Genomic DNA, 26,111 nt, shown 5'->3' on the forward strand with positions numbered 1-26,111 from the left:
GGCCCGCCGGGTCGGCGGCGATAAGCTGGTCCGACCATGACTGACACCCAGATCCCCGTCGAGTCCCTCCCCGCCGAGTCGAGCGCGCAGGCCGCCGCCGTGCCGCAGGAGCGACGGGTCGTCACCGCCATCCCCGGCCCGAAGTCGCAGGAACTCCACGCCCGGCGCACCGCGGTCGTGTCCTCGGGCGTCTCGAGCGTGCTGCCCGTCTACATCGAGCGCGCGAACGGCGCGATCCTCGTCGACGTCGACGGCAACCGGTTCCTCGACTTCGGCGCCGGCATCGGCGTGACCACCGCCGGTCACACGCCCGCCAACGTGGTCGAGGCGATCACCGGGCAGGCGCGCGACGTGCTGCACACGCTCTTCACCATCACGCCGTACGAGGAGTACGTGCGCGTCGCCGAACTGCTCGCCGAGCACACCCCCGGCGACTTCCCGAAGAAGACGGTGCTCGTGAACTCCGGTGCCGAGGCGGTCGAGAACGGCGTGAAGATCGCCCGCAAGCACACCGGCCGCCGTGCCGTGGCCGTGCTCGACCACGCCTACCACGGCCGCACGAACCTCACGATGGCCATGAACTACAAGGCCATGCCGTACGCGACCGGCTTCGGCCCGCTCGCGGGCGACGTCTACCACGCGCCGAGCTCCTACCCCTTCCGCGACGGGCTCTCGGGCGAGGAGGCGGCCAAGCGCACCATCGGCTACCTCGAGAAGGTCGTCGGCGCCACCGACCTGGCCTGCCTCGTCGTCGAGCCGATCCAGGGCGAGGGCGGCTTCATGGTGTACGCCGACGGGTTCCTCCCGGCGCTGCAGGAGTGGTGCACGGCGAACGGCGTCGTGATGATCGCCGACGAGATCCAGTCGGGCATGGCCCGGACGGGCCGCTACTACGCCGCCGAGCACTTCGGCTGGGTGCCCGACCTGGTGCTCACCGCGAAGGGCATCGCCGCGGGCATGCCGCTCGCCGCCGTCACCGGCCGCGCCGAGATCATGGATGCGTCGCAGCCCGGCGGGCTCGGCGGCACCTTCGGCGGCAACCCGGTGGCGTGCGCCGCCGCGGTCGCGGTCTTCGAGGCGATCGAGCAGGAGGACCTGCTCGCCGAGGGCCGCCGCATCGAGGCGACCCTGACGGCCGGGCTCGAACGGCTGCGCGAGAAGTACGACGTGATCGGCGACATCCGCGGCCGCGGGGCGATGATCGCGATCGAGCTCGTGAAGCCGGGCACCGCCGAGACGACGAAGGAGCCGAACCCCGAGGCGGTGTCGGCGCTCGTCGCGCACGCCGCCCAGCAGGGCGTGCTGTTCCTCAGCGCCGGCACGTGGGGCAACGTCCTCCGCTTCCTCCCGAGCCTGCGCATGACCGACGAGCTCATCGCCGACGCGCTCGGCGTGCTCGACGACGCGTTCGCGACCCTCGCCTGAACGTGGAGGGCACCTTCCGCGCCTCCGATGCCGTCGAGCTCGCCGTGGTCGAGCGGGGCGGCTTCGCCGAGTCCCGCCACGTCGGCTCGGCGATCGTGCTCGCGCCCGACGGCGAGGTGGTCCGCACGCTCGGCGATGTGCGGACGCCGATCCTCCCCCGCTCGAGCATGAAGCCGTTCCAGGCCGTCGCCGCGATGACCTCGGGGGTGAGCCTCCGCGGCGAGGATGCGGCCATCGCGACCGCGAGCCATACCGGCACCGCGCGCCACGTCGCGCTCGTCCGCGCGCTGCTCGCGCGGGCCGCCCTGCCCGCGTCCGCGCTCCGCTGCCCCGCCGAGTACCCCACCGACCGCGAGGCGCGCGACGAGCTCGTGCGGCAGGGGCTCCGGCCCGAGTCGATCACGATGAACTGCTCGGGCAAGCACGCCGCGATGCTGCTCGCCTGCCACGCCAACGAGTGGCCCCTCGACGGGTACCTCGACCTCGACCACCCCCTGCAGAAGCGGGTGCTCGACGTGGTCGAACGGCTCACCGGAGAGCGTCCCGCCGCCACGGTGATCGACGGCTGCGGCGCGCCCGTGCACGCCCTCAGCCTCACCGCCCTCGCCCGCGGGATCCAGAAGATCACCACGTCGTCGACCTCCTCGCCGTTCGCGCTGTTCCGCGAGGCGGCGGCGCTCACCGAGGCGGTCCGCGCCAACGGCTGGGCCGTCGCGGGCCCGGGCCGCACCGACACCGTCGCGATCGAGCGGCTCGGCGTCTTCGCCAAGTTCGGCGCCGAGGGCGTCCAGGTCATGACCGCGCCCGACGGCACCACGGTCGCACTCAAGATCCTCGACGGCTCCCCGCGCGCCCTCGCGATCGTCGCCGCGCGCCTGCTCGTCGCCACGGGAGCGCTCGAGGCGTCGGCCGTCGACGCGGCCGAGCCCGCCCTCGGCCTCGAGGTCATGGGCGGCGGCGCCGTGGTCGGCCGGATCCGCGCGACGGTCTGAGTCGGCGCCGGCGAACCGGACCCCGCGCACGCAGCCGACGCCTGGACGACCGAGCGGATGCCGCGCCCTGCTCGGGTCGCGGCATCCGCTCGTCGCTGCGTCGGGGCGGGTCAGCCCGCGGCGTTCGCCAATCGCTTGGCGCGTGCGGCGCGGGTGACCTGCGCGATGATCACGATCGCCAGCGCGAGGATGAACACCGCCGACGCGATGACGTTCGCCTCGGCGGGGATCCCGCGCGAAGCGGAGATGTACACGTACTTCGGGAACGTCGTCACCGAACCCGAGTTGAAGTTCGTGATGATGAAGTCGTCGAAGCTCAGGGCGAACGCGAGCAGCGCCGCCGCCATGATGCCCGGCACCAGGAGCGGGAACGTCACGCGCCAGAACACCGCGCGCGGCGAGCCGTAGAGGTCGCGGCCCGCCTCCTCGAGCGCCGGGTCGAGGCTGGCCACGCGCGCCTTCACCGTCACGACCACGAAGCTGATGCAGAACATCGTGTGGGCCAGGATGATCGTCAGCATGTCCTTGGGCACGCCGACCGCGAGGAACTGCGCGGCGAGCCCCGCGCCGAGCACGACCTCGGGCGTGGCCATCGGCAGGAACAGCAGGAGGCTGATGGCCGAGCGCGCCCGGAACCGGTAGCGGACCAGAGCGATCGCGATCATCGTGCCGAGCGTCGTCGCGGCGACCGTCGAGACGAGCGCGATCACGATGCTGTTGCCGAAGGCCTCGCAGACCGCGCCGCCCTCGACGTTGCAGACGTTCAGCCACTTGTCGAAGGTGAACCCGCGCCACGAGATGTTCGACTTGATCGAGTCGTTGAACGAGAAGACGAACGTGTACGCGATCGGGATGAGCAGGAACACGAACGCGATCGTCACGTAGACGGGCAGCAGCCAGTCGCCGAGTCCGACGCGCCTGCGGCGCGGCGCCTGCGGCGGTCGCCGCTCCTCGAGTTCCTCGCTGCCGGCCAGTCCGCCGAGGACCGCCCCGGCCTGTGCTTCGCCGCTCACAGCAGGTCCTCCGTTCCGGATCGCTTCACGTAGACGCCGACGAGCACGAGGATCGCCGCCATCAGGATGATCGACAGCGCTGCGGCCGCCGGGTAGTTGAGCAGCACGAGGAAGTTCGCCTCGATCACGTTGCCCATCATCTGCGTGTCGGGCCCGCCGAGGAAGTCGCGGCTGGCGTTGACGTAGTCGCCCGCTGCGGGGATGAAGGTGAGCAGCGTGCCGGCCACGATGCCGGGCATCGACAGCGGGATCGTCACCTTGCGGAAGACGGTGACCGGGTTCGCGTACAGGTCGCTGCCCGCCTCGAGGTACCGGGTGTCGAGTCGCTCGAGCGTGGTGTACAGCGGCAGGGTCATGAACGGGATGAAGTTGTAGGTCAGGCCGAAGATGACCGCGAACGGCGTGCCGGTGAAGTACGCGTCGGGCGCCAGCAGGGAGAGGGCCTTCAGCGACGTGATGATGATCGACTCGTCGGACAGGATCTGCTTCCACGCGAGCGTGCGGAGCAGGAAGCTGATGAAGAACGGGGCGATCACGAGCACGAGCAGCAGGCTCTGCAGCAGCGGGCGGCGCCGCGCCTTGACGCCGATGAAGTAGGCGATCGGGTAGCTGATCACCAGGGCGAGCACCGTCGCCGCGAGGGCGTAGCCGAACGAGCGCAGGATGTGCGGCCAGTAGGCGTTGACGACGTCGACGTAGTTCTGCCAGTTGAACGCGTAGTCGTACACGCCGATGTCGCCGAACTCCGACGGCGCCTGCAGCGACGTCAGCAACAGCGAGATCAGCGGAGTCAGGAAGAACAGGACGAGGTAGAGGATGCCGGGCAGGAGCAGGAGCAGCGCGATGCGGCTCCGCTTGCGGGGTGCCTGCGGCTGCGCCTCCGTCGTCGCGAATGCTGCGAAGGCCATGGATCAGCTGCCCTCGAGCTCCGAGATGAGCGCCTCGCGCCGCTGCACCGCGATGGACCGGGTGTCGTCGTCGGCCGGGAACCGGTCGGAGTCCTCCGGCTCGTCGGCGAGGCCGAAGCCGTGCTCGACCTGCCAGCTGACCCACACCTCGTCGCCCTCGTGCGCGACGGGACCGAACCCGACGTTCTGCGCGAAGACCGACAGCGTGCCGGCGCCGGGGACGGCGACGATGTACTCGGTGCTCACGCCCGCGAAGGAGACGTCGATGACCCGGCCCGGGCCGAGCACGTTCCGGGTGGATGCGGCATCCGGCGCCTCGAGGTGGAGCGCGACCTTCTCGGGTCGCACGCCGACGGTCACGAGACCCTGGTGGCGTTGGGCCCGGGCGACCGGCACCGTGATGCGGTGCCCCGCGACGTCGACCGAGAGCGCCTCGCTCGTGGTGCCCACGACGTCGCCGGTGAACAGGTTCGACTTGCCGAGGAAGTTCGCGACGAAGGCGGTGCGCGGCAGCTCGTAGAGCTCCTCGGGCGCGCCCATCTGCTCGATCGCGCCCTTGTTCATCACGGCAACGGTGTCGGCCATGGTCATGGCCTCCTCCTGGTCGTGCGTGACGTGGAGGAAGGTCAGGCCGACCTCCTCCTGGATCGTCTTGAGCTCGAGCTGCATCTGCCGACGCAGCTTGAGGTCGAGCGCTCCGAGCGGCTCGTCGAGCAGCAGCAGGGCAGGACGGTTGACGATCGCGCGGGCGAGAGCGACGCGCTGCTGCTGGCCGCCGGAGAGCTGGGCGGGACGCCGCTGCGCGAGGTGGTCGAGCTCGACCAGCTTCAGCGCCTCGTGCGCCTTGCCCATCGGGTCGTCCATGCGGCGACGCTTCAGCCCGAACGCGACGTTCTCGATGATCGACATGTGCGGGAACAGGGCATAGCTCTGGAACACCGTGTTCACCGGGCGCTGGTGCGCCCTGGTGTCGGTGACGTCCCTGCCGCCGATCAGGATGCGGCCCTGCGTGGGCTCCTCGAGCCCGGCGACGAGCCGCAGGGTCGTCGTCTTGCCGCAGCCGGACGGACCGAGCAGGGCGAAGAAGGACCCGGCGGGGATCGTGAGGTCGAGCTCCTCGATGGCGGTGAATCCGGGGAAGCGCTTCTGGATGCCGACCAGCTCGAGGTCGGCGCCGCGCTCGGCGAACTCGCGACCCGACATCACGACCCCAGCAGGATCTGCTGGAACTGCGCCTGGTACTTCTGCTCCTCGGCGCCCGACAGCGCGCGGAAGATGTACGCGTTGGAGAGGGTCTCCTCGTTCGGGAAGATGAGCTGGTTCTCGGCGAGTTCGGGGTCGATGGCCGCTGCGGCCTCCTGCGCGCCCACGACGGGCGTGATGTAGTTCACCCATGCCGCGACCTCGGCGGCGACCGCGGGGTCGTAGTAGTAGTTGATGAGCGTCTCGGCGTTCGTCTTGCGGGGCGAGCCGACGGGGATGAGGAAGTTGTCGTTCCAGAGGGTGCCGCCCGCGTCGGGGATGGCGAACTGCCACTTGTCGCCCGCCTCCGCGTTCAGGACGGTGATGTCGCCCGACCAGCAGATCGCCGCGAGCGTGTCCTCGCTCTTCAGGTCCTCCAGGTAGGAGTTGCCCTTGATGTTGCGGATCTGCCCGTTGGCGACCTGCTCGTCGAGGGTCTCGATGGCCGCCTCGAACTCGGCGTCGCCCCAGTCGCCCGAGATGTCCACGCCGTTCTGCAGCATGATCAGGCCCATGGTGTCGCGCATCTCGGAGAGGACGCCGACGCGCCCCTTCAGGTCGGCGCTCCAGAGGTCCTGGACCTCGCGGAGCCCGCCCGGCACCTTCTCGGTGTTCCAGCAGATGCCCGCGAACCCGCCCTGCCACGGCAGCGAGTGCTTCCGGCCCTCGTCGAAGTCGGGGTTCTGCAGCGCCGGGGTCAGGTTCGCGATGTTCGGGATGTTGTCGTGGTCGAGCTCCTGCGTGTAGCCGAGGCGGATCCAGCGCGAGACCATCCAGTCGGTGAGGCAGACGGTGTCGGCGCCGATGTCCTGGCCGAGCGCGAGCTGGTCCTTGACCTTGCCGTAGTACGTGTTGTTGTCGTCGACCGCGACCTCGTAGTTGACGGAGATCCCGGTCTCCTCCTCGAAGCGATCGAGGGTCGGGTAGTTGCCCGCATCGTCCTCGTCGATGTAGGCGGCCCAGTTGGCCCAGTTGAGCGTCTTGTCGCTGTCGGACCGGTCGGCGGCCGCGGTGGGGCGGGCCTGGCCGCCGCCCGTCGAACACGCGGCGAGCGCGAGCGCGGACGCGCCGGCGGCGCCGCCCGCGAGCAGCGTGCGACGGGTGAGCTGCGCCTGCCGGGCCTGGGCGATCAGAGCGCGGACGACTGGGTCCTGGGGAAGGGGTCGGCTGGTCACGCGGGGGCTCCTCATCGGCTTCGATGTTCGTGCAGGGGTGCGAAGATGATGCCACACTGCGTGGCGGAAATCACGAGTTGATGTCCGAATCGTTAATTTCTCGCGTCGTCACGCACGGAATCAGTGCCCGATTGCGCCGACAGCGTCGGAATCAGTCGTGCCGCCGAATCCACGATCGGCGCTCCGGCGGGGCCTCCGGTGGGACCACCCAACACTGCCGACGGTGGTCGTCGAGGAGCGGCGGCGGAGCGGCGTCCCGGGCGAGCGCGCGGTACTCCCCCGCCCCGCCGTGTACGACGATCGCGGCGCGACCGCGCGCCTGCGCCGCGAGGGCCCAGTTCGTCGTCCACGACTCGGCGTCGCCCACGACGATCCGCGTCGATCCGGGCTCGGGCCCGCGCTGCAGCGCCGCCGTCGCACGAGCGGCCGCCTCCGGACCGTCGCCGAGCAGCACCACCTCCGCCTCCGAACATGCGGCGGCGATCGCGGCGGCGTCCGCTCTCGGCGTGCGCGAGCACACGGCCGTCAACGGATGCCGCGCCGGCTCGTAGGGCAGCGGCGGGCGCGGCGTCCCCGCCGACGGCCGCGGTGCGGCGAGGAACTGGGCTCGGAGACCGTGCCACTGGCCGGAGCCCGGCACCGCGTCGGGTTCCCAGAGGGTCCCCTCCCCGCCCGCCTGCACGAGGTCGGCACGCGTCGGGTGGCGCAGGAGCACGGTCGATCCCAGGGCGTCGCGCACGCCGGCGCCGAGCCCCGTGAGCCGGGCCGCCGACACGACGACGGCCGACCGGAGGTCGCGGACGCCCCGCAGGATCGATTCGACCCGGGCGATTCCGGTGAGGCGCGCCTCGTCGGGCCATGCGGCGAAACACGAGTCCAGGCCATCGAGCACGACGAGCGCGGGGAGGCGCCGACCGTCGGCGAGCGCACGATCGAGCTGGTCGAGCGCGTCCCACACGGCGCTCCGGGGACCCTCGATCCGGAGCACCCCATCTGGGCCGCGCCGTTCGGCGACCTGGTTCGCGATCGCTGCGAGCAGTGCGGTCCGACCGGAGCCCGGCGCCCCGAGCACGGCCAGCGGTCCGTCGCTCGCGGGACGCCACTCGATCGGCACCCGGCGCTGACGATCCGGGTCGTCGGCCACCCCGAGCAGGATCGCATCGGGATCCGGACGCTCCGGACCGAGGACGGCGCCGACGCTGCCGAGCGTGAGCGAGCGTGGGAGCGGATCGAGCCACGGGCGGCGCGGCAGGGCGACCTCGGCGTGGCGATCGGCCGCCGATCGAACCGCGGCGTCATCGGCGAGCGCCGATTGGAACCGGACGACGCGCCCGTCACCGGCATCAGCGATCCCTCGCCCCGGCGTGCTCGCCTCGATCGACGCGGCCGCCTCGGTTCCCACGACCGCGGTGCTGTCGGCTCGCTGGAGCACGCGCAGCGAGACCCGGATCCCGCAGTTGGCGGTCACGTTCTCCCGCACGACGCCGTTCGGGCGCTGCGAGGCGAGGATCAGGTGCACCCCGAGCGATCGGCCGCGCGCGGCGACGTCGGCGATCACGGCCCCCAGCTCCGGGAACCGCTCGACCATGGCCTGGAACTCGTCGATGACGACGACCAGGCGAGGGAGCACGGTGTCCGGCCCCAAGCTCGCGAGGTCGCGCGCACCCACGGACGCCAGGACGTGCTCGCGATGCCGGAGTTCGGCGCGGATGCTCGCCACCGCCCGCCCGGCCTCCGACTCGGCGAGGTCGGTCACGACACCCGTCACGTGCGGAAGCGCGGCGACCGGGTCGAACGCCGCCCCGCCCTTGAAGTCGACGAGGAGGAAGGCCACGCGGTCGGGCGGGTGGACGGCCGCGAGCGCCGCCACCCAGGTGACCAGGAACTCGCTCTTGCCGCTGCCCGAGGTCCCGGCCACGAGCGCGTGCGGTCCGGTGGCGAGGTCGAGGTGGAGCGGGCCGGACTCGCTTGCACCGACCGGAACCCGCAGGCTCGACCGATCGCCGGCTGCCGGAGCCAGGTCGAGCTCGGACAGCTCGACCCTGGCCGGCAGCGCCGCCGCGCCGTCCATGCCCGCCCGGCGACCCGCGATGGCGGCTCGTGCCACCCAGGCTCCCGCTTCGACGGTGCCGGCGAGTTCCGGGACGACGGGGATGGCCGTTCCGCGTCCGACCACGGCGAGTGCCCGGTGCCGCAGCTCGACGACCGTGGCGAGACCCGGGGGAAGCTCATCGGCGGTGGCGCCGACCGCGATGAGGTGCACCCGGTCGCCGTCCGCCTCGCGACTGACGGCGGCAGCGGCGGCGTCGACGACCCGCAGTCGTGCTCGAGCCGGCACCGTCACGTGCGGGAGGCCGGCGATCCACTGCCAGGCCTCGGTGCCGGGCGCCTCGATCGCGATCGTGCCCGGGGGCACGGCGTCCGCGCACTGCACGAGCGCCGCCCGCGCCGCGGCGAGCGCGAGACTCCGGGGACCGGTGAAGCCGAGTCCGCCGTCCACCTCCGCGGTCAGCGGTGCCTCGGCGAGCCGGCCCGCCGACCGCAGCAGGTCGGCGTCGTCGTCATCGGACGGCATGCCGTCGATGCGCACCCGACTGGGCAGCGTCGCGGCGCCGAGGACCACGGGCCCCGGCTCAGTGGCTCGCCACGCCGGGATGCCTCGCTCCATCACCCGACGGGCGCCGGGCGCCAGGCGCCAGGCCGCCTCGCGCTCGAGGTCGTGGCGGAGCGCGATCTCCTGTCGGAGCCGTTCGAGGGCAGCTCGGCGCTCGCCTGCCGACCGCCGGCGTTCGCGACGGGACTCGCGGCGCCCGTCGAGCATCGAGGCGACCGCGACCAGTGGACCGAGCACGGCGAACAGCAGCGCGAACGTCGATCCGGTGACCGCCCAGATCGCCGTCGCACCGACGACGGGCGCAGCCGACGCGATCCAGGGGAACCCGGGCGGAGCCGGTTCCGGGGGCCGCGGTGGGAGGGCGAGCGGGATGAGGCCGGGCGGGGACCAGTGGCTCGGATCGGACACCGGTCCAGCCCAGCACCCCGGTCACCCGTCGTCACGCGGATCGGGGCCCGGCGGTGCGCCGGCGACATCCGGCGGCGCTGGGGAGGACGGGTCAGGCGACGGTGAAGGCCTGCTCGCCGATCTCGACGCGACTGCCGCGCGGGACCAGTACCCGCCGCCCGGGTTCGCAGCGCACCCCGCCCTCGCCGGGCCGGCGGACGACGGTGCCGTTGGACGAGAACCGGTCGGCGATCCAGAGGTCGCCGTCGTGCTCGCCGAACTCGAGGTGCGTCTTCGACACCGACAGTCCCCGGTCGACGATCTGCACGAGGTGCGCGAACCGCTCCCCCGGCTGCGGCATCGGCCGTCGCCCGACGAGCCCCGAGCCGGAGACGCTGACGACCTCGCCGGTCGTGAAGCGCAGTACCCAGACCGCGGACCCGGCGTCGGGCTCCCCCTCGGGCTCGGCGGGCTCGGCGGGCCCGGCCGGAACGGGGGGCTCGGCGGGCCAGGTCACGCCGCCCGCGGGTCCGGACGGCGTCGCGTCCGGACCGGGTGGGGAGACCTCCGGCTCGGCCCGGCGCTCGACGCCGACGGGTTCCCCGATGACGGGGATGCTGATCACTCCGCTCTCCGAGCGGTGCAGGACGGAGGTGTCGCCCGGCCGTGGGTCGACCGGTCGACGCGACTCGGGCGTGGCCGACGTCGAGCTGCCGCACTCGCCGCAGAACATGGCGCCCTCGGGCAGGTCAGCGCCGCAGATCCGGCAGGTCACGAGCCGCCTCCCTTCGGTTGCCAGCGTAGCGGCCGAACGAGGCGAGGGAGACGGCCGCGCGCAGGCGCTCCCGCCACGACCGTGGGGCGGCGATGCGCTGCTGCAGCTCGTCGACCGCCGACCAGATGCGTTCGTCGTCGCCCTCGTCCGGGCCGTCCGGCGCGTAGACGGCTCGGTCGATGACCGCGGCCAGGACGAGCGGCTCCAACCCGCCGACGGTGGCCGCCTGCTCGGCGCGGGTCGCGCCCGCCGAGATGGGGTAGCCGTAGTCGGCGGCGGTGTCGGTGAACTCGTGCCAGCCGCCCTCGATGCGCTCGACGGGAGTCGGCGCCCGCCGCCGGATGCGGCGTCGGCGCGCCTTGGCGAGCACGATCGCGAGGAACGGGCTGAGGGTGAGGAGCAGGGCGGCCAGCCCGATGCCGACGACGCGGGCGACGGCGAGCAGGGCCTCGAGCCACGCGGCGCGGTCGTCGTCCCGGTCGTCGGCCCCCGTATCCGGCTCGACGACCAGGTCGTCGATCGGGGTGCGCTCCTCTGGCGGTGGGAGGGCGGACTGCGGTCGGGAGACGATGGTGGGCTCGTCCGGCTGCCGTTCGGGAACCGGGCGGCGCTCGGGATTCGGGTCGACCTGGATCCAGGCTCCCGTGCTGGCCTGCACCTCGATCCACGCCTGGAGCTCGTCGCTGCGGAACACGCGCCTGCCCGCGTCGTCCTCACTCGGGTCCTCGCCGGGGAGGTAGCCCACCACGACCCGGGCCGGGAACCCGATCGCGCGCGCCATGAGGGCGGCGGCCACCGCGTACTGTTCGCCATCGCCGAGCATCGGCTTGACGGTCGCGAGCTCCGCGATGCGGTCGAGGGAATGACCGGATCGGCTCGGCTCGTCGTCGCCGACGCCGTGGCTGACGTAGCCCTGGCCGTGGAACCCGTCGATGACCTTCGCGAGTCGGACCCCCGGCGGATCGGAGGCCGGCGCCCACGAGTCGAGGAGTTGCAGCAGCTCCTCGGGCGGGTCGGGCGCCTCCGGCAGCACCGCGCCGCCCGGCCGGAGCTCGGCGAGGTCGACGTCGTCGATCGAGGCGACGGACCGTGCCCGGTACTCGTCGCCCTCGCGCAAGCCGGTCCGGACGCCGCCCGTGCCCGTCACGTCGTTGTAGTGGAACTCCTCGGTGAGGACCGGGGCCCGATCGTCGGGATTCACGAACCGGATGCGCTCCAGTCGCCCGATCCCCGGCACCCACACGTCGTCGTAGCCGAGCACCTCCACCGTGATGTCGACCGACTGCCCGGGCGTCCCGGTCTGGTCGAGCCGGAACGGCAGGCGGGTGAACTGGCCGGATGCCGCCGAGCGGTCGGCTCCGCCGACGGAGTAGACGATGCCGTCGTACGTGTCGAGCGTCGCCACGCGCAGCCCGGCCCCGTCGGGAAGGCCGCTGACGGCGAGCATCGGGGTGGCTCCGACATCCGGATCGAAGGCGCGGCGGAAGCCGGCGAGGGGGCTGTCGAAGTCGTCGGGCTCGAACGGCGGCTGGAGCTGCGCGCGCACGACCTCGCGAGGGCCGGGCGGGATGACGAAGGCGGCGGCGGTCGCCCCCACGAGTGCCACCGCGACGAGGGCGCTCGCTCCGATGATGCGGCGGACTCCCGCGACCACGGCCTCCGAGGGCCGCTCGCCGATGATCGCCCGGTGCGACGCCAGTCCGACCCGCACGAGCCAGGCGACGCACGCCACGAGGAACGCGAGCCCGGACTGGACGGCGAGCTCATCGTGGATCACGCCGACCGCGATGCCCGCGACGAGCAGGAGCGCCGGAGGGAGTGCGGCCGCCGCGGGCCGCGCGGTGCGCAGGGCGATCGTCACCGCCGCGGTGCTCGCGATCAGTCCGAGGAGGAAGGGCGGGACGAGCAGCGCCTGGTAGCTGCCGACGGGGACGGCGATGGTGACGAGCTGCTTCCACGACAGCGCCGTGCCGGCGACGAGCTCGACGAGGCCCTCCGAGGTCGGGAGCACGTCCCCGAACGCCCGGCCCGGCACCGCGACCGGCACGCCGAGCACCAGGTAGGCACCGGCCACGGCGGCGACCACCGCCCACGACGGCCACCGCCGTACGGCGCCGATCACGCCGATCACCGAGCCCACGAGGATCGCCACGGCCGCGGCCACCACGAATGACCGACTCTCGTACACCGGCCACCACGGCACCATCGCGGCGGCGGTCATCGCCGCGACCATCACGACCGAGACCACGGCCGAGCGCGGCGATGACGCGCGCCCGACCGTCCATCGCTCCCGCCGACGCCCGGTGCGCCGGACCGGTTCGGCGCCGCCGAACCGCTCCGGGCCGATGATGCGCTCGCTCATGCGACCGACGCCGATCTCGCGATCATCGCGCGCAGGTCGTCGAGGTAGCCGAGGTCGAGCACCGTCATGGCCCCGATCGAACGCGCCGCCGCCTCGCCCTCGGCGCTGCAGCGCACGACGACGCCCTCGACGCCGGGGGGAAGGCGGGAGGCGGCGTGACGGAGCTCGGCGACCGGACGGGCGGCCCCCGTGACGAGGAAGGCGAGCGAGACCCCCGTCACCGACTCGGATGCGGATCGGACGGTCTCGGCGAGCCGGGCCGCGCGCGTGTCGGTCTCCACGATGCAGAGCCCGTCGAGCAGTCGATCACGCGAGGCGGTCGGCAGTTCCCGCATGGCGGGGTCGCGGCGTCCCTCCCCGTCGTCCGAAGCCCGCCGGGCGCTCCGAGCCCGACCCGACACGACGAAGCTGATGCTCCGGGCGTCCCGGATGGCGCGAGCCCCGAGGGAGGCGGCCGCGCTCACGGCGAGTTCGAAGTCGTCGTCCTCGTCGTAGGCGTCGGCCGCGAGGTCGAGCACGACCATCATGCGGCTGCGACGGGTCTCCTCGAACTGCCGCACCATGAAGGTTCCGGTCTTCGCCGAGCTGCGCCAGTGGATGAAGCGCCGGTCGTCCCCGGGCTGGTACTCGCGCAGCGCGTGGAACGAGATGTCGCTGATCGTGAGGTCGCGTGTCGCCGTGCCCTCCAGGTCGCGGAGGTAGCCCGTACTGAGCGGCGAGACCGCGATCGTGCGGGGGTGGACGTGCAGCATCCGCACGCCCGACCATTCGATTTCGCGCCGCATCAGGCCGATCGGATCGGCACGGACGGTCTGCACGGGGCCCACCTCGACGATGCCGCGACGGCGGGTCGGGATCGCGACGCGCTCGTCGAACACCGCGCCGTGCGCGAGCGGCGGCAGGACCTTCGCGATGACGCGGTCGCCGACCGGGAGCTCGAGGCGGGCCGCCGCGAACCGCCGGCGGCCGGGGTTGCGCACGACGAGCCGCGCCTGCGCCTCCTCGCCGACGGCGACGCGCGCGACGGGCAGCGAGAGGTCGATGGTGCCCGCGCCGCGGCCGGCGAGGTACGCCGAGGCGAGCGCGACGAGCAGGCCGAGTCCCCAGCCGATGACGACCAGTTCCGCCCATCCCCAGCCGTAGCCGATGACGAGCGCCGCCGCTGCGCCCACGACCACGCCCCAGCCGAGGGGGGTGACGACGCCGCGGGCCGTCGCCCACCATCGCCCGATGACGGATGCCGCAGCCTGCGCGGCCGCGACCGCGCGCCCGATCACGACCGCGAGCAGGCCCTCGGTGGCCGCCTCCTCGGGGATCGTGGAGCGGGTCTGGAACGTCACCCGGCCTGCCTCGCCGACGGCGGAGGGGTCTCGATGAGCACCTGCGCGATCATGTTCGACGCGGTCACCCCGTCGAACTCGGCCTCGGGGTCGAGGATGAGGCGATGGGCGAGCACGGGCTCGGCCAGCGCCTTCACGTCGTCGGGCACGACGTAGTGCCGGCCTCGACCGGCCGCATGGGTCTTCGCCGCCCGCACGAGCGCGAGTGCGCCGCGGACGCTGACGCCGAGCCGCACCTCCTTGGCGGTCCGCGTGGACTCGACCAGTCGGGACACGTAGTCGTGGATGGTCGGGTCGACGTATACGGTCCGCGCGAGCGCCGCCATCCGGACGATGTCCGCCGCGCCCAGTCGCGGTTCGACGCGGTGGTCGTGGGCGCGCTGGTCGGTTCCCTCGAGGATCCGGATGGTCGAGGCGTGGTCGGGGTAGCCGATCGAGGTCCGCATCAGGAAGCGGTCGAGCTGCGCCTCGGGCAGCCGGTACGTTCCGGCCTGCTCGACGGGGTTCTGCGTGGCGATCACCATGAACGGCCGGCCGGCCGGGTGGGTCTGCCCGTCGACGGTGACCTGGCCCTCCTCCATGACCTCGAGCAGTGCGGACTGGGTCTTCGGGCTCGCGCGGTTGATCTCGTCGGCGAGCACGATGTTCGCGAAGATCGGACCCGGATGGAACTCGAACGCGCCGGTGCGCTGGTCGTACACGGACACGCCCGTGATGTCGCCCGGCAGGAGGTCGGGAGTGAACTGGACCCGGTTGCTCGACCCCGCGACGGACTGCGCCATCGAGCGGGCCAGTGAGGTCTTGCCGGTGCCCGGCACATCCTCGAGGAGCAGGTGCCCCTCGCTGAGCAGCGCGGTGAAGGCGAGGCGGATGACGCGGTTCTTGCCGAGCAGGACCTCCTCGACCGCCCCCACCAGTCGGTCCAGGTCCGCGGCGAACCGCGTCGCGTCCTCGGGGGTCATGGTCATGCGTGCTCCTGCTCCCTGCGAGTTCATCGGGCCTCGAATCTCGCGGTGACGCCCGCGACCTCAACATCCAACCAGACGCGGTCGCCCGGGGCGGCGCCCGGGACCTGGCACGAGGTCGGCGACTGCGCCGCCCGGCTCTCGGAACCGCCCACGACACCGCAGCGGTACGCGGCCGGCAGCCCGCCGTTCGCGGGGTCGGCGGTCCACGTCCACGTCACGCTCGCCGGGTCGTACGCGCGCCCCGGCAGGGCGAAGGTGAGCGACGGCGTCTCGCCGGACGGCTGCGTCTCCGACCAGGGCCCGCACGAGCCCCACACCGAGCAGGCACGGACCTGGAACCGCGCGGTCTCGCCGAACGGCCGGTTCAGCAGGGCGCGGAGCCACCCCGAGCCGGAGAAGTCGCGCGGCGTCCCGATGCGCACGCCGTTGGCGTCGACCGCGATGATCTGCAGGCGCCGGGTGCCGGCGTCGACGTTCGACACGTAGCGGTCCCACGTCTCGGCGTTCAGCCAGTCCATCGCGCTGTCCACGCCCGAGACGGCCCCGGGAGCGGGCCGGACCACCGTCCCGGCGACCGCGGTGTGCACGCAGCCGGCGCGGTTGTGACCCCACACGATGAACGAGTACCGCGCGGACTCGGTCGACGTTCCCGTGAACGACACGCTCGAGACATCCGGACCCACCCTGACGACCTCGGCCACGGTGCCGCCTGCCGTGGGTGCGACGACCGTACCCGGGGCCGGCCGCGTGACCGAGCAGGCCTGCGCGCCGGTGGGCACGCCGGACTCGCCCTCGACGAGGCGCTCGACGTAGTAGCCGCCGATGGCGTCGCCGTTGCCGGCGAACGGCGTCCACGACACCACGACGGCCCCGGCGGCGGGATCCGCGGCCACGGCGATGTCACCGGGGATCGGCGCGCCGAAGGGCGTCCCGGTGGTGGTGGCCTCGGTCCACTGGGCGAGCGCCGGGAACGCGCCGTTGCGCGCGCTCACGGACACGGCCGCGCTGCTGCCGTTCGCGAGCTGCTGCGAGTCGGTCGCGCACCGGGTGGCGGTGCAGACGCGCGACGCGGAGACCTCCACCGGCGAGCCCGCGACCGTGACCACGTAGGTGCTGACGGGGCTGCCGGAACCGGTCGACACGGGCGCCCACTCGATGCGGAGCCGGCCGTCGAGCGGCATGGCGCGCAGGCCGGACGCCGGCCCGGGCACCACGTCCGACCAGACCGGACTCGGCAACTCGACCGGGTCGGACAGGCCGATGCCGTTTCGCGCCTGGATGCGCACGCGGACGGCCGATTCGGGTCCGTTGCCCGGCGTGGCGACCGTGCACGTCGTCGCGCCGCACTCGGTCGCCGCGATCTCGCGGCCGTCCCGGGGGTCGGCGAGCGAGATGCGGTAGCCCTGGATCGGCGAGTTGTTGAAGGCGCCGGCGCCGAACGCGACGTCGAGCGTGCCGTCGCCGAAGCCCGTCAGGCGCGCGTCGCTGACCGGGTCCGGGCGGTCCTGCACCGAGACCGTCACGGTGCCCCAGGCGTACCGGCTGCGGTCGCCGGTGGCGTCGGCCACCTGGTACTGGACGACGGTGTTCACAGGCGCCGCGTTGGCGGAGACGGTGATCGACAGCCGCGAGCGGTCCGCGTTCGGCGTGATGGACACCCCCGCCGGGAGGTCCCCCCAATCCAGGCCGCGCACCGCGATCACCCGCAGCGGCGTGTCCGGGAACGGGTTGCCGGCAGCGTCGTTCGCGAGCACGTCGACCGTGGTGCTGCGGCCGCGCGGCGCGACGGCGGTGTCGGGAGCCGGCTGCGCCAGGGGGCGGGTGGAGGGGACGACCCGCAGCTCGATCCGCCCGGGCGTGCCCTCCACGTCACCGTCGACGACCGCGATGGTGATGGCGCCCCGCGTGCCGTGGGGCGTCGCCTCAGCGGCGCGCAGGCGGAGCTCCCCGCCGTCGACCGAGGCCTCGAAACCCTCGGGCACCTCGCCGATGACCCGGTACGCCAGCTCGGCGCCGCCCTCGTCGTCGGGTCGGTTGGTCAGCCGTTCCAGGGCGATGGTCCGCGACTGGCCGGGTTCGAAGTCGATCATGCCGCCGACGAACGTCGGTGGCTGGTCCTCGTTCGGGCGCACGTCGATCGGGATGACGATCGTGCCCGTGCGCCCGTCCGGGTCGTCGGCCGACGCCCCGTCCGTGACCGTGAACGAGATCGACGCGGGGCCGAAGTAGCCCGCCTCGCTGCGGAAGCGGAGGGTGTCGGCGTCGACGACCAGGTCGCTGCCGTCGGAGTGCGATGCCCGGACGGTCGCGGCATCCGTCACCCGGACCGGCCGCCCGGAGGCCGCAACGACGTGGTCCTCGAGCTCGAGGACGACCTCCTCGCCGGTCGTGACGCGCACCTGTGGGGCGTCGCGCCGCAACTGCGGAAGGGCGTCGTCGCGGCCGGGAACCCAGATGAAGGCGAACGCGCGCAGGTCGGGGTCGTCCGGGTGGCCGACCGAGTAGGGGATGATGCGGCGCCGGTCCTGCACCTCGACCTCGATCGAGCCGTCCGAGGTCACCCGTGCGCCGTCGTCGTACCCCTCGACCAGCGAGACGGGGGCGTCGCGCTGGTCGGCATCCGCGATGAAGACCTCGCCAAGGACGTCGACGTCGACGCGCTCCTCGTCGAGTACGTCGCTGAGGCTCAGCACCACGTCGGCGGCTTCGGGCCTGATGAGGGGCGCATCGTCGCGCGCGTCGATGCGCAGGAAGGCCGTGGTCGCCCCGAGACGCTCGTTCTCGACGGTGTAGATGAAGCTGTGGTCGCCCTCGCCGGCAGGCACGTCGACCCGGATCACGTCGCCGTCCACCTCGGCGGTGGCGCTGCCGGTGTTCGGCTCGACTCCCGCGATCGAGAGCGACGCGCCGTCCGGGTCGGAGTCGTTCGCGAGCACGCGCACGGCGAGCGAGCGACCGGGTCGGACGGTGATGCGATCGTCGAGGGCGACCGGGGCGCGCACGCCGTCGAGACCCGGCGCCACGCCGACGCGGACGACGCCGGTCGCACGTGCGCCGAGCGCGTCGACGACCGAGTACTCGAAGGTGTCCGTGCCTGCCGAGTACTCCCCCGCCTCGTACTCGAGCCAGTCGGTGCCGCGGTCGACGACGGCACCGCGCTCGGGGTTCGACTCCTGGCCGAGCAGCTGCACGGAGTCCCCGTCGGGGTCCACGCCCGCCAGCGGGATCCGGACGCGGACCGTGTCGCCCGCGAGCACGCGGGCCGTGGCGGTCGCCGGGACGGGCGTGGAGTTCGTCGCCGGGTCGGCCTCGCGCACCGTGATCGTGACGGATGCCGTGGCGTTCTGCCCGTCCGGACCGAGGACGCGATACGACGCCTCGAAGACGCCCGGCTCGCCGGGCGCCTGGAATCGGAGCCGGTTGCCCGCGGCGAACAGCAGACCGGCCGACGGCGCCGACACCAGCTCGGGGTCGAGCTCCAGCGCCTCGCCGTCGGGGTGCTGGTCGTTGTCGAGCACCGGGATGTCGATCACGTCGCCCGTGCGCGCCGACGCCGTGTCGGGCGCGGCGACGGGGGGCTGCGGCATGCCGGGCGGCGGCACCTGCACGACCGTCACCGTGCCCTCGGCATCGGCCAGCCCGTTGCTGACGCGGTAGCCGAAGGTCGCCGAACCCTGTTCGAGCGGGCTCGTGAGGCTGACGCGCAGGATCCGGTGCTCGATCACCTCGACGCGCACGCCGGGGTCGTCGGGCGCCTCCCCCAGTCCGGTGATGACGAGCAGCCCGCCGGTCGGATCGATGTCGCCCGCGAGGACGTCGACCTCCATGGGCTGGTCCTGGCGGAGGAACGCGGTGTGCGGCACGGTGATCGGGGTGGTGTCGCGCTCCGGCGGGGCGGCGACCTCGACGCGGACGGTGCCCGTCGCGGTCTGACCGCCGTCGGTCACGGTGTACTCGAGGAAATGGGTGCGCACGGCGGCACTCGAGAACCGGAAGGTGCCCTTGTCGAAGTCCGGTGCCAGGTCGGCCTCGGGCTTGGACGGAACCGCCGAGAGCCGGGCATCTCCCGAACCGCCGCGGACGTGGCGGAGGGGTTCGAGCCGGATCTCCTCGCCCGCCGTGGCGAGCGCGACGAACGACTCCGCGATGAGCGGCGCCTCACCCGGCGCCCGGACCCGAACCTCGAGCGTGCCCGTGCCCTCGTCGCGCCCATCCGACACGATGAGACCGACGCGGCGCCGATCGCCCTCGCCGCCGCGCTCGTCGAAGACCACCACGCCGTCGGCGGTGGAGGTCGCGTCGTCCGGATCGTTCGCCGTGGCGGCGCGGAGGAACATGGGGTCGCCGTCCGGGTCGACCCACTCGCCGAGCACCGGGGTGTTCACCCGGCCGCCGGCTTCGACCACCGCGCTCACCGGACGGACCTGCGCCGGAGGACCGTTCTCGTCCGGCTCCCGCACGGTGACCCGCGCGAGCGCCTGGGCGACGCCGCCGCGACCGTCGTCGATGTCGTAGCGGAGGTCGAAGGCGCCCGTGACCGCCTCGTCGAGCGTGAGCTGCAGCTGCTGCCGGTTCGAGACGAGGTCGACCCGCGCGCCGGCCGGGAGGTTCCCCGAGGTGCTGCGCACGACGAGCACATCGCCGTTGGCGTCGTAGTCGTTCAGCAGCACGGGCAGCAGCGTCGCCCGCCCCGGACGCGCGCCGAACTCGTCGTCGACGGCGACGGGCGGGACCTGGCTCTTCTCGGTCGCCACGGGCGAGTCGGGATCGTTCTGCTCGACGCGGCGCTCGTCTCGCTCGATCTCGATCAGCTTCGCCCAGTTGTCGATGAGCTCGTAGTCTCCCGCGGCCGACCAGGTCGCCCCGGTCTGCGGGTCGTTCAGCACCAGCGCGTCGCCGTTCGCGAGGAAGCGCGGGCCGGGCGCGGCGATGCGCCGGCCGAGGGGCGTACGCTGCCCGGTCGCACCGTCGCAGGCCCGCCACGCCGTACCGCCGCCCCAGGCGGCGTGGACGCATTCGCCGTGGCGAACGGGGCGCGCCGGGCTCCCGGTCATGCCGTCGGCCAGGATCACCGGCTCGGCGCCGTCGAAGGGCACCTCGACGAGTCGTTCGCGGGTCGCGAGGAGGACCCCGTCGCCGTCGAGCGCGGGCCGCTGCAGGACCGTCCGCTCACCGCTCGCGGCGACGTCGGAGAGGTCCACCGACCGACCGTCGAGGTGCAGCAGTCGCGCACCGGCGTCCCACACCGCCCAGCGACCGCCGACCGAGGTCACCTGCGCGTCCTCGGGTCGATCGATCGGACCGACCTGCCACGTGTCGACCGGGCTCTCGGGCGCCGTCGCGTCGACCTGCCGGAGGTCGCCCGTGGACGGGGTGTAGCCGAACACGCGTCCCGCCTCGTCGACCGACGTCACGGACTGGGCGCCGAACTCGAACGCGGGTTCGTCCTCGCTCCTGAAGCCGCCGAACTGCTCGATCGGCTCGACCCACAGGTCGCCGTCGGCCGTGACCACGACCCGGTCGCCGGCGAGCGCGATCTCGGCGCCGGCGGGCGGCATCGAGACGGTGTCGGCGACGGCGGCAGTGGCCGGATCGACGATGCCGACGCTCGAGCGGTCCCGGTCGAGGACCAGCACGGTCGCGCCGCGCTGCACGATCTCGGGACTGGCGCCGCCCGCCTCGACGACGGCGTTGAGCTCGCCGACGGCCGTGTTGGCCCGGCCGACGGACTCGTAGCTCTGGTTGGCCACCCACACCGAAGCGTCGCCGAGGTCGATGCGCTGCGCCGAGTAGCCGCCCGAGGCGACCGCCACCCCGGCGACGACGGCCACGACGACGCCGACCGCCGTGCCGGTCAGGAGCGGCCCGCGGCGGGCCCGCCAGATCTCGGCGACGTCGATCACGGCGCCCCCGCTTCCACGCATCGCTCGGCGCTCGGCGGACCGGAGCGCCCGTCGCGCGACACCGATACCGTCGCGCACACCGACGCGCCCGCATCGGCCGGCGCCGTCGCGACGGTCTCCCGCTGCGGAGGTCGGTCGCTCCCGCCGACGGTCACGATGTACGTGTCGCCCGGCCGCAGTCCGGGGTCATCCCAGGAGAAGACGACGTTCTCGCCCACGACCTCGGCGCGCACGTCGGCGACGACCGGGATCGACGCCGCGCCCCGGGCGACGGTGAGCAGTCCCGCTGCGACGAGTCCCACGAAGACGGCCGCCGCGATGCCGACGCCCCACATGAGCCGGCGAGGCGTCGGCGGAGCGGTCGCGCGCCGCGCCCCGGGGCCGCGGGCGGTCCCCCGGGATCGCGAGTCGGCGGTCGCCGCGCCGGCTCGCGTGGAGGACGACCGGCGACGACGCGACCGGGACGCCGCGGCATCCGCCGAACTGCCGGCGCCCAGTCGGGTGCGCTCGTCGAGGTCGACGGCGGTCGCGAGCGCCCAGTCGTCCATGGCCACCTCGAGCGGCGTCTGCGGCAGGTTCAGCTCCTCCTCGACCGACTGGAGGTCGCGGATGAACTCGAGGGCGCCCGCCTGGCGGTCCGCGGGTCGCTTGGACATCGCCCGAGCGAGGACCGCTTCGAGGCTGCGGGGAACGTCGGGCCGACCGGTCGGCGAAAGCTTGGTCCGTTCGATCCGGGCGATGAGCGCCCGCGTGCCGTTGTCGCCGCCGGGCACCTCGAACGGGCTCCGTCCGGCGAGGAGGGAGTACACGGTCGCGCCGAGCGACCACACCTCGCTCGCCACCGTGCCCGAGACCTCATCGAGCAGCACCTCCGGTGCCGACCACGGGATGGACAGCCCGACCGCGTCGCTCGCCTCGGCCTGGCCGAGCGTGGCCGCGATGCCGAAGTCGGCGAGGACGGGGTGGCCGTATGCGGTGGTGAGGATGTTCGACGGCTTGATGTCGCGATGCAGGACGCCCTGCCGGTGCGCGGTCTCGATCGCGCTCGCGATCCGCACGCCGATCGAGAGCACCTCGGCGATCGGAAGCTGCACGGCCCGGTACCGCTGGCCGAGCGTGGCCGAGCAGTACTCCATGACGAGGTAGGGGCGTCCGTCGGCCGCGACGCTCGCCTGGTACACGGTGAGGATCGACGGGTGGCTCGACAGCTGGGCCATGAGGTTCGCCTCGGCCTGGAACATCCGCCGGACGTCGTCGTTGACGACCTCGGCGAGCAATACCTTCACCGCCACCAGGCGCCGCGGCATGTTCTGCTCGTAGAGGAAGACGTCGGCGAAGCCGCCGGCTCCGAGCACCCGGATGAACGAGAACCCGGGGAGGTTCGGCGGCGTGGACGGAAGTCGCCTCGTCACGTTCCTCCCTGCGGGCTCGGGCACCGGCAGCATCTCCGGTGCGCGGCTCCCGCCCGGTGCATCGCCTTATTGTAGGTCGGCGGATGCCGCGGGGCGCGGTGACTTCACGCGGTCCCGGTCTCGCCTGCGCCGGGGCGCTCGACCCGCAGCACGTCGACGACGACGACGGTGATGTTGTCGCGCCCGCCGTTGCCGACCGCGGCCTCGACGAGCTGGTGCACCGCCTGCTCGGGCCGGCGCCCGGAGATGAGGAAGTGGCGGATGCCGTAGGAGGTCAGCTCCTTGGTCAACCCGTCTGAGCACACCAGCAGTCGCATGCCCTCCTCGAGCGCGATGGCCCGGTAGTCGGGGATCGGCGCCTCGTGGAATCCGACCGCTCGCGTGATCACGTTGGAGTGCGGGTGCGTGTCCGCCTCCTCGCGCGAGATCTGACCGGCGTCCACGAGCTCCTGGACGATGGAGTGGTCGACCGTGAGCTGCTCGAGCACTCCGCCGACCAGCCGGTAGACGCGCGAGTCGCCGATGTTGAACACGATCCAGGCGGGCTGGTCGCCGATCACGCCGAGCGCGATGCCGGTCACCGTGGTGCCGCTGCCCTCGTCGGTCACGCCCGCGCCGCGCCCCATGTCCTGCACGGCGAGCTGCAGCGCGGCGTCGATGTCCGAGGTGCCCACGGCGGGCTTGCCGCCGTGCTCGGCCAGGCGCGTGACGACGGCGGCGCTCGCGAAGTCGCCGGCCGCGTGGCCGCCCATCCCGTCGGCCACCGCGAACAGCGGGGCCTGCGCGACGAAGCTGTCCTCGTTCACGGCGCGACGCAGTCCCGTGTCGGTCGCCGCCGCCCACGAGAGGGTCACCTCCGTGCCGTCCGGCAGCGCGACGCGGTGCCGGCTGTTGCCGTTGCCGATCTGCGTCACCTGGTCCGCCCCTGTCCGGTGGAGGTCATGCGTCGATGCCTCCGAGGTCCGTGAGGATCTCGACGATCGTATCCCCTCCGAGCTGGAGCGTCGTTCCCGCGGCCACGACCACGGACTCCCCGGGCCGGAGCCGCCGGACGCCCGCGGCGGAGTTGACGATGGTGCCGTTCGTCGACCGCAGGTCGGTGGCGACCACGCGGCCGCCCTCGCGGCGGAGCTCCAGATGGGTCGCCGACACGACCTCGGCGGGCGACTCGACGCGGACGAGCACGACGTCGCCCTGCGGCATCCGCGGCGGGCTCGGGCTGCGCCCGATGATCACGGGCGCGTCGATCACCCCGGCCGGACCGCCCACGACGCGGTAGGCGGTCGCGGGGATCGGCAGCTCGAGGGTGTCGCCGGCGTCGTCGTCCCGGGCGGCGACCGTGTCGTCCTCGATGACGAGCTCGGGGCGCGGCACCCGGACGGTGCTCGTCGAGCCGCTTCGCGCGGGCGAGCGGATCGTGTCGGCGTCCTCCACGATGGGCATCGGCGCGGTCGGCGGCGCGTGCCGGAGGGAGCGGACGGTGTCGGGATCGGGCGCGGCGTCCGCGGGCGGACGGCGGGCCAGCACCGTGTCGGCGTCGAGCGCGTACGGGTCGGCGCGCTCGGGCAGTTCCCTCCACGCCCACTCGATCGCGGCGGCCCGGAACGCGGCGCGCTCCGACGGCACCCCCTCGCCGGCCACGGCCGCGTGCCGGACGGCCTCGAGGGGCGAGCCGGCGGCCGCGATCCGCAGCCGCGTGACGGCCGAGAACTCGGCGAGGTGCCAGGGCGTGATGCCGCGCGCGTCGAGCCGGCGGGCGCCGCCGGGCGAGGCGAGGTCGACGACGGCTCGGCCGCGCACGAGCGCCGTGAGCGGGTCGCCGCCCCGCGGCCACCACACGAGGGCGAGGTCCTCGATCCCGGCGGGTCCCATCGGGATGCGGGCGACGAGGTCCTCGACCTCGACCGACTCGTCGCCTGCCAGGTCGGCTATCGCGCTGGTCACCCGGTCGGGCGCCGGCGCCGCGAGCGCGACGATGAAGCGGGCTCCCACCACCACGTCCCACTGGGGCGCATCGGGGTCGATCCTGCTGCGCACTGCCCCCTCGACCATGGGAACCAGTGTCCCACCGACCGAGCCGCCGGTCAGCCGATGAAGCTCATGACGTGCTTGATGCGCGTGTAGTCCTCGAAGCCGTACTGGGAGAGGTCCTTGCCGTAGCCGGAGTGCTTGAACCCGCCGTGCGGCATGTCGGAGACGAACGGGATGTGGGTGTTGATCCACACGCATCCGAAGTCCAGGTCGCGCGCGAAGCGCATGGCGCGGCCGTGATCGCGGGTCCAGACGGAGGCAGCGAGCGCGTAGTCGACGCCGTTGGCCATGGCGACGGCGTCGCGTTCCTCGCGGAACGGCTGGACGGTCAGCACGGGCCCGAAGATCTCGCGCTGCACGGCCTCGTCCTCCTGTCGGAGCCCGGTGACGATGGTCGCCTCCCAGAAGTACCCGCGGTCGCCCTGCCGTCGGCCGCCCGTGGCGATGTCGGCGTGGTCGGGCAGCCGGTCGACGAAGCCGGCGACGTTGGCGAGTTGGGTGGGATTGTTGAGCGGACCGAAGAAGACCCCGTCCTCGCGGGGGCCGCCGGTGCGGGCATGGGTGCGTGCGCGTTCGACGAGCACCGAGACGAGCTCGTCGTGGACGGACTCGTGCACGAGCACGCGGGTCGCGGCCGTGCAGTCCTGGCCGGCGTTGAAGTAGGCGGCGGTGACGATGCCCTCGGCCGCCTGCTCGAGGTCGACGTCGTCGAAGACGATCGCGGGCGCCTTGCCGCCGAGCTCGAGGTGCACGCGCTTGAGGTCGGATGCCGCGGCGCGCGCGACCTCCATGCCGGCGCGGACGGAGCCGGTGATGGCCACCATCTCGGGGGTGGGGTGCTGCAGCAGGGCCGCTCCGGTGGCGCGGTCGCCGGTGACGACGTTGAGGACGCCGGCGGGCAGGAACTCCGCAGCGACCTCGGCGAGCTTCAGCGTGGCGAGCGGCGTGGTGTCGGACGGCTTGAGGACGACGGTGTTGCCGGCGGCGATGGCCGGGGCCACCTTCCACACCGCCATGTTGAGCGGGTAGTTCCACGGGGCGACCTGGCCGATGACGCCGATGGGTTCGCGGCGCACGAACGAGGTGTGATCGGCGACGTACTCGCCCGCCGAGCGCCCCTCGAGGTTGCGGGCGGCGCCGGCGAAGAATCGCAGCTGGTCGACCGATTGGAGGATCTCGTCGGCGACGAGCGTGGCACGGGGCTTGCCGGTGTCCTGCGACTCGAGGTCCGCGAACTCGTCGGCCCTCGCCTCCATGGCGTCGGCGATGCGCGTGAGTGCGAGCTGTCGTTCGGCCGGCGTGGTGCGGCCCCAGGCGTCGAACGCCGCGGACGCCGCCGCGTAGGCGGCGTCGATGTCGGCTGCCGTCGAGACGGGTGCCCGTCCGTAGACCTCCTCGGTCGCGGGATCCACGAGGTCGAGCACCTCCTCGCCGCGGGCGTCGACGTACTCGTTGCCGATGAAGTTGCGCAGGGTCTCGGTCACGGGGTCCTCCGGTAGGTGGGGCGGATGCCGCGGCCGGAGGCGTGGGGATGCCCGGCGCGGCGCTCGCGATGCGCACCATC

At 73.2% G+C, this 26,111-nt stretch carries 16 protein-coding genes; 2 read left to right on the forward strand and 14 right to left on the reverse strand.

What is annotated here, in order from left to right:
- Positions 1-36 precede the first annotated feature (36 nt).
- Both gabT and RH861_RS14140 read left to right on the forward strand, forming a co-directional pair.
- Positions 37-1,425, forward strand: coding sequence for a 4-aminobutyrate--2-oxoglutarate transaminase (gene gabT / locus RH861_RS14135; RefSeq protein WP_248598410.1), 1,389 nt, complete (start codon positions 37-39; stop codon positions 1,423-1,425).
- Between the two features lie 2 nt (positions 1,426-1,427).
- Positions 1,428-2,417, forward strand: coding sequence for an asparaginase (locus RH861_RS14140; RefSeq protein WP_310521521.1), 990 nt, complete (start codon positions 1,428-1,430; stop codon positions 2,415-2,417).
- Between the two features lie 110 nt (positions 2,418-2,527).
- Here the strand turns inward: RH861_RS14140 and RH861_RS14145 are convergent, their stop codons facing one another.
- The 14 genes from RH861_RS14145 to RH861_RS14210 all read right to left on the reverse strand — a co-directional run bounded on the left by RH861_RS14145 (position 2,528) and on the right by RH861_RS14210 (position 26,031).
- Positions 2,528-3,313, reverse strand: coding sequence for an ABC transporter permease (locus RH861_RS14145; RefSeq protein ID WP_310521685.1), 786 nt, complete (start codon positions 3,311-3,313; stop codon positions 2,528-2,530).
- A gap of 113 nt (positions 3,314-3,426) precedes the next feature.
- Positions 3,427-4,338, reverse strand: a complete 912-nt coding sequence (locus RH861_RS14150) for an ABC transporter permease (protein WP_310521522.1) — start codon at positions 4,336-4,338, stop codon at positions 3,427-3,429.
- Between the two features lie 3 nt (positions 4,339-4,341).
- The gene (locus RH861_RS14155) at positions 4,342-5,541 is read right to left on the reverse strand and encodes an ABC transporter ATP-binding protein (RefSeq protein ID WP_310521523.1); all 1,200 of its coding nucleotides are present in this window, start codon (positions 5,539-5,541) and stop codon (positions 4,342-4,344) included.
- Positions 5,541-6,770: an ABC transporter substrate-binding protein gene (locus tag RH861_RS14160; protein ID WP_067947066.1), complete on the reverse strand. Its 1,230-nt coding sequence runs from the start codon at positions 6,768-6,770 to the stop codon at positions 5,541-5,543. The genes RH861_RS14155 and RH861_RS14160 overlap by 1 nt, the downstream gene beginning before the upstream one ends.
- 136 nt (positions 6,771-6,906) lie before the next feature.
- A complete protein-coding gene (locus tag RH861_RS14165; protein WP_310521525.1) occupies positions 6,907-9,777 on the reverse strand; it encodes an FtsK/SpoIIIE domain-containing protein in 2,871 nt (956 codons plus the stop codon).
- A gap of 91 nt (positions 9,778-9,868) precedes the next feature.
- The gene (locus tag RH861_RS14170) at positions 9,869-10,531 is read right to left on the reverse strand and encodes an FHA domain-containing protein (protein WP_310521526.1); all 663 of its coding nucleotides are present in this window, start codon (positions 10,529-10,531) and stop codon (positions 9,869-9,871) included.
- Positions 10,506-12,893, reverse strand: a complete 2,388-nt coding sequence (locus RH861_RS14175) for a transglutaminase TgpA family protein (protein ID WP_310521527.1) — start codon at positions 12,891-12,893, stop codon at positions 10,506-10,508. Before RH861_RS14175 ends, RH861_RS14170 begins: the two co-directional genes overlap by 26 nt.
- Positions 12,890-14,233, reverse strand: a complete 1,344-nt coding sequence (locus RH861_RS14180; protein ID WP_310521528.1) for a DUF58 domain-containing protein — start codon at positions 14,231-14,233, stop codon at positions 12,890-12,892. The genes RH861_RS14175 and RH861_RS14180 overlap by 4 nt, the downstream gene beginning before the upstream one ends.
- Positions 14,230-15,201: an AAA family ATPase gene (locus RH861_RS14185; RefSeq protein WP_310521529.1), complete on the reverse strand. Its 972-nt coding sequence runs from the start codon at positions 15,199-15,201 to the stop codon at positions 14,230-14,232. The genes RH861_RS14180 and RH861_RS14185 overlap by 4 nt, the downstream gene beginning before the upstream one ends.
- 23 nt (positions 15,202-15,224) lie before the next feature.
- The gene (locus tag RH861_RS14190; protein WP_310521530.1) at positions 15,225-21,104 is read right to left on the reverse strand and encodes an Ig-like domain-containing protein; all 5,880 of its coding nucleotides are present in this window, start codon (positions 21,102-21,104) and stop codon (positions 15,225-15,227) included.
- A complete protein-coding gene (locus tag RH861_RS14195; RefSeq protein ID WP_310521531.1) occupies positions 21,101-22,516 on the reverse strand; it encodes a serine/threonine-protein kinase in 1,416 nt (471 codons plus the stop codon). The genes RH861_RS14190 and RH861_RS14195 overlap by 4 nt, the downstream gene beginning before the upstream one ends.
- 104 nt (positions 22,517-22,620) lie before the next feature.
- Positions 22,621-23,430 carry a PP2C family protein-serine/threonine phosphatase gene (locus RH861_RS14200; RefSeq protein WP_067947081.1) on the reverse strand — a complete coding sequence of 270 codons (810 nt, stop codon included), beginning with the start codon at positions 23,428-23,430 and terminating at the stop codon, positions 22,621-22,623.
- A gap of 25 nt (positions 23,431-23,455) precedes the next feature.
- Entirely contained in the window at positions 23,456-24,568 is a 1,113-nt protein-coding gene (locus tag RH861_RS14205; protein WP_310521532.1) for an FHA domain-containing protein, read from the reverse strand.
- Positions 24,569-24,600: 32 nt separating this feature from the next.
- On the reverse strand, positions 24,601-26,031 hold the full coding sequence (locus tag RH861_RS14210) for a gamma-aminobutyraldehyde dehydrogenase (RefSeq protein ID WP_310521533.1): 1,431 nt from the start codon (positions 26,029-26,031) through the stop codon (positions 24,601-24,603).
- Between the last annotated feature and the right edge of the window lie 80 nt (positions 26,032-26,111).

Source organism: Agromyces indicus, from assembly GCF_031432295.1.
Lineage (GTDB): Bacteria > Actinomycetota > Actinomycetes > Actinomycetales > Microbacteriaceae > Agromyces > Agromyces indicus.

What these genes read in the sequence shown, in the direction of transcription:
- gabT (WP_248598410.1), top strand. Translation starts at nt 37, where the DNA reads ATGACTGACACCCAGATCCCCGTCGAGTCCCTCCCCGCCGAGTCGAGC.
- RH861_RS14150 (WP_310521522.1), bottom strand. Translation starts at nt 4,338, where the DNA reads ATGGCCTTCGCAGCATTCGCGACGACGGAGGCGCAGCCGCAGGCACCC.
- RH861_RS14155 (WP_310521523.1), bottom strand. Translation starts at nt 5,541, where the DNA reads ATGTCGGGTCGCGAGTTCGCCGAGCGCGGCGCCGACCTCGAGCTGGTC.
- RH861_RS14160 (WP_067947066.1), bottom strand. Translation starts at nt 6,770, where the DNA reads ATGAGGAGCCCCCGCGTGACCAGCCGACCCCTTCCCCAGGACCCAGTC.
- RH861_RS14175 (WP_310521527.1), bottom strand. Translation starts at nt 12,893, where the DNA reads ATGAGCGAGCGCATCATCGGCCCGGAGCGGTTCGGCGGCGCCGAACCG.
- RH861_RS14185 (WP_310521529.1), bottom strand. Translation starts at nt 15,201, where the DNA reads ATGACCATGACCCCCGAGGACGCGACGCGGTTCGCCGCGGACCTGGAC.
- RH861_RS14205 (WP_310521532.1), bottom strand. Translation starts at nt 24,568, where the DNA reads ATGGTCGAGGGGGCAGTGCGCAGCAGGATCGACCCCGATGCGCCCCAG.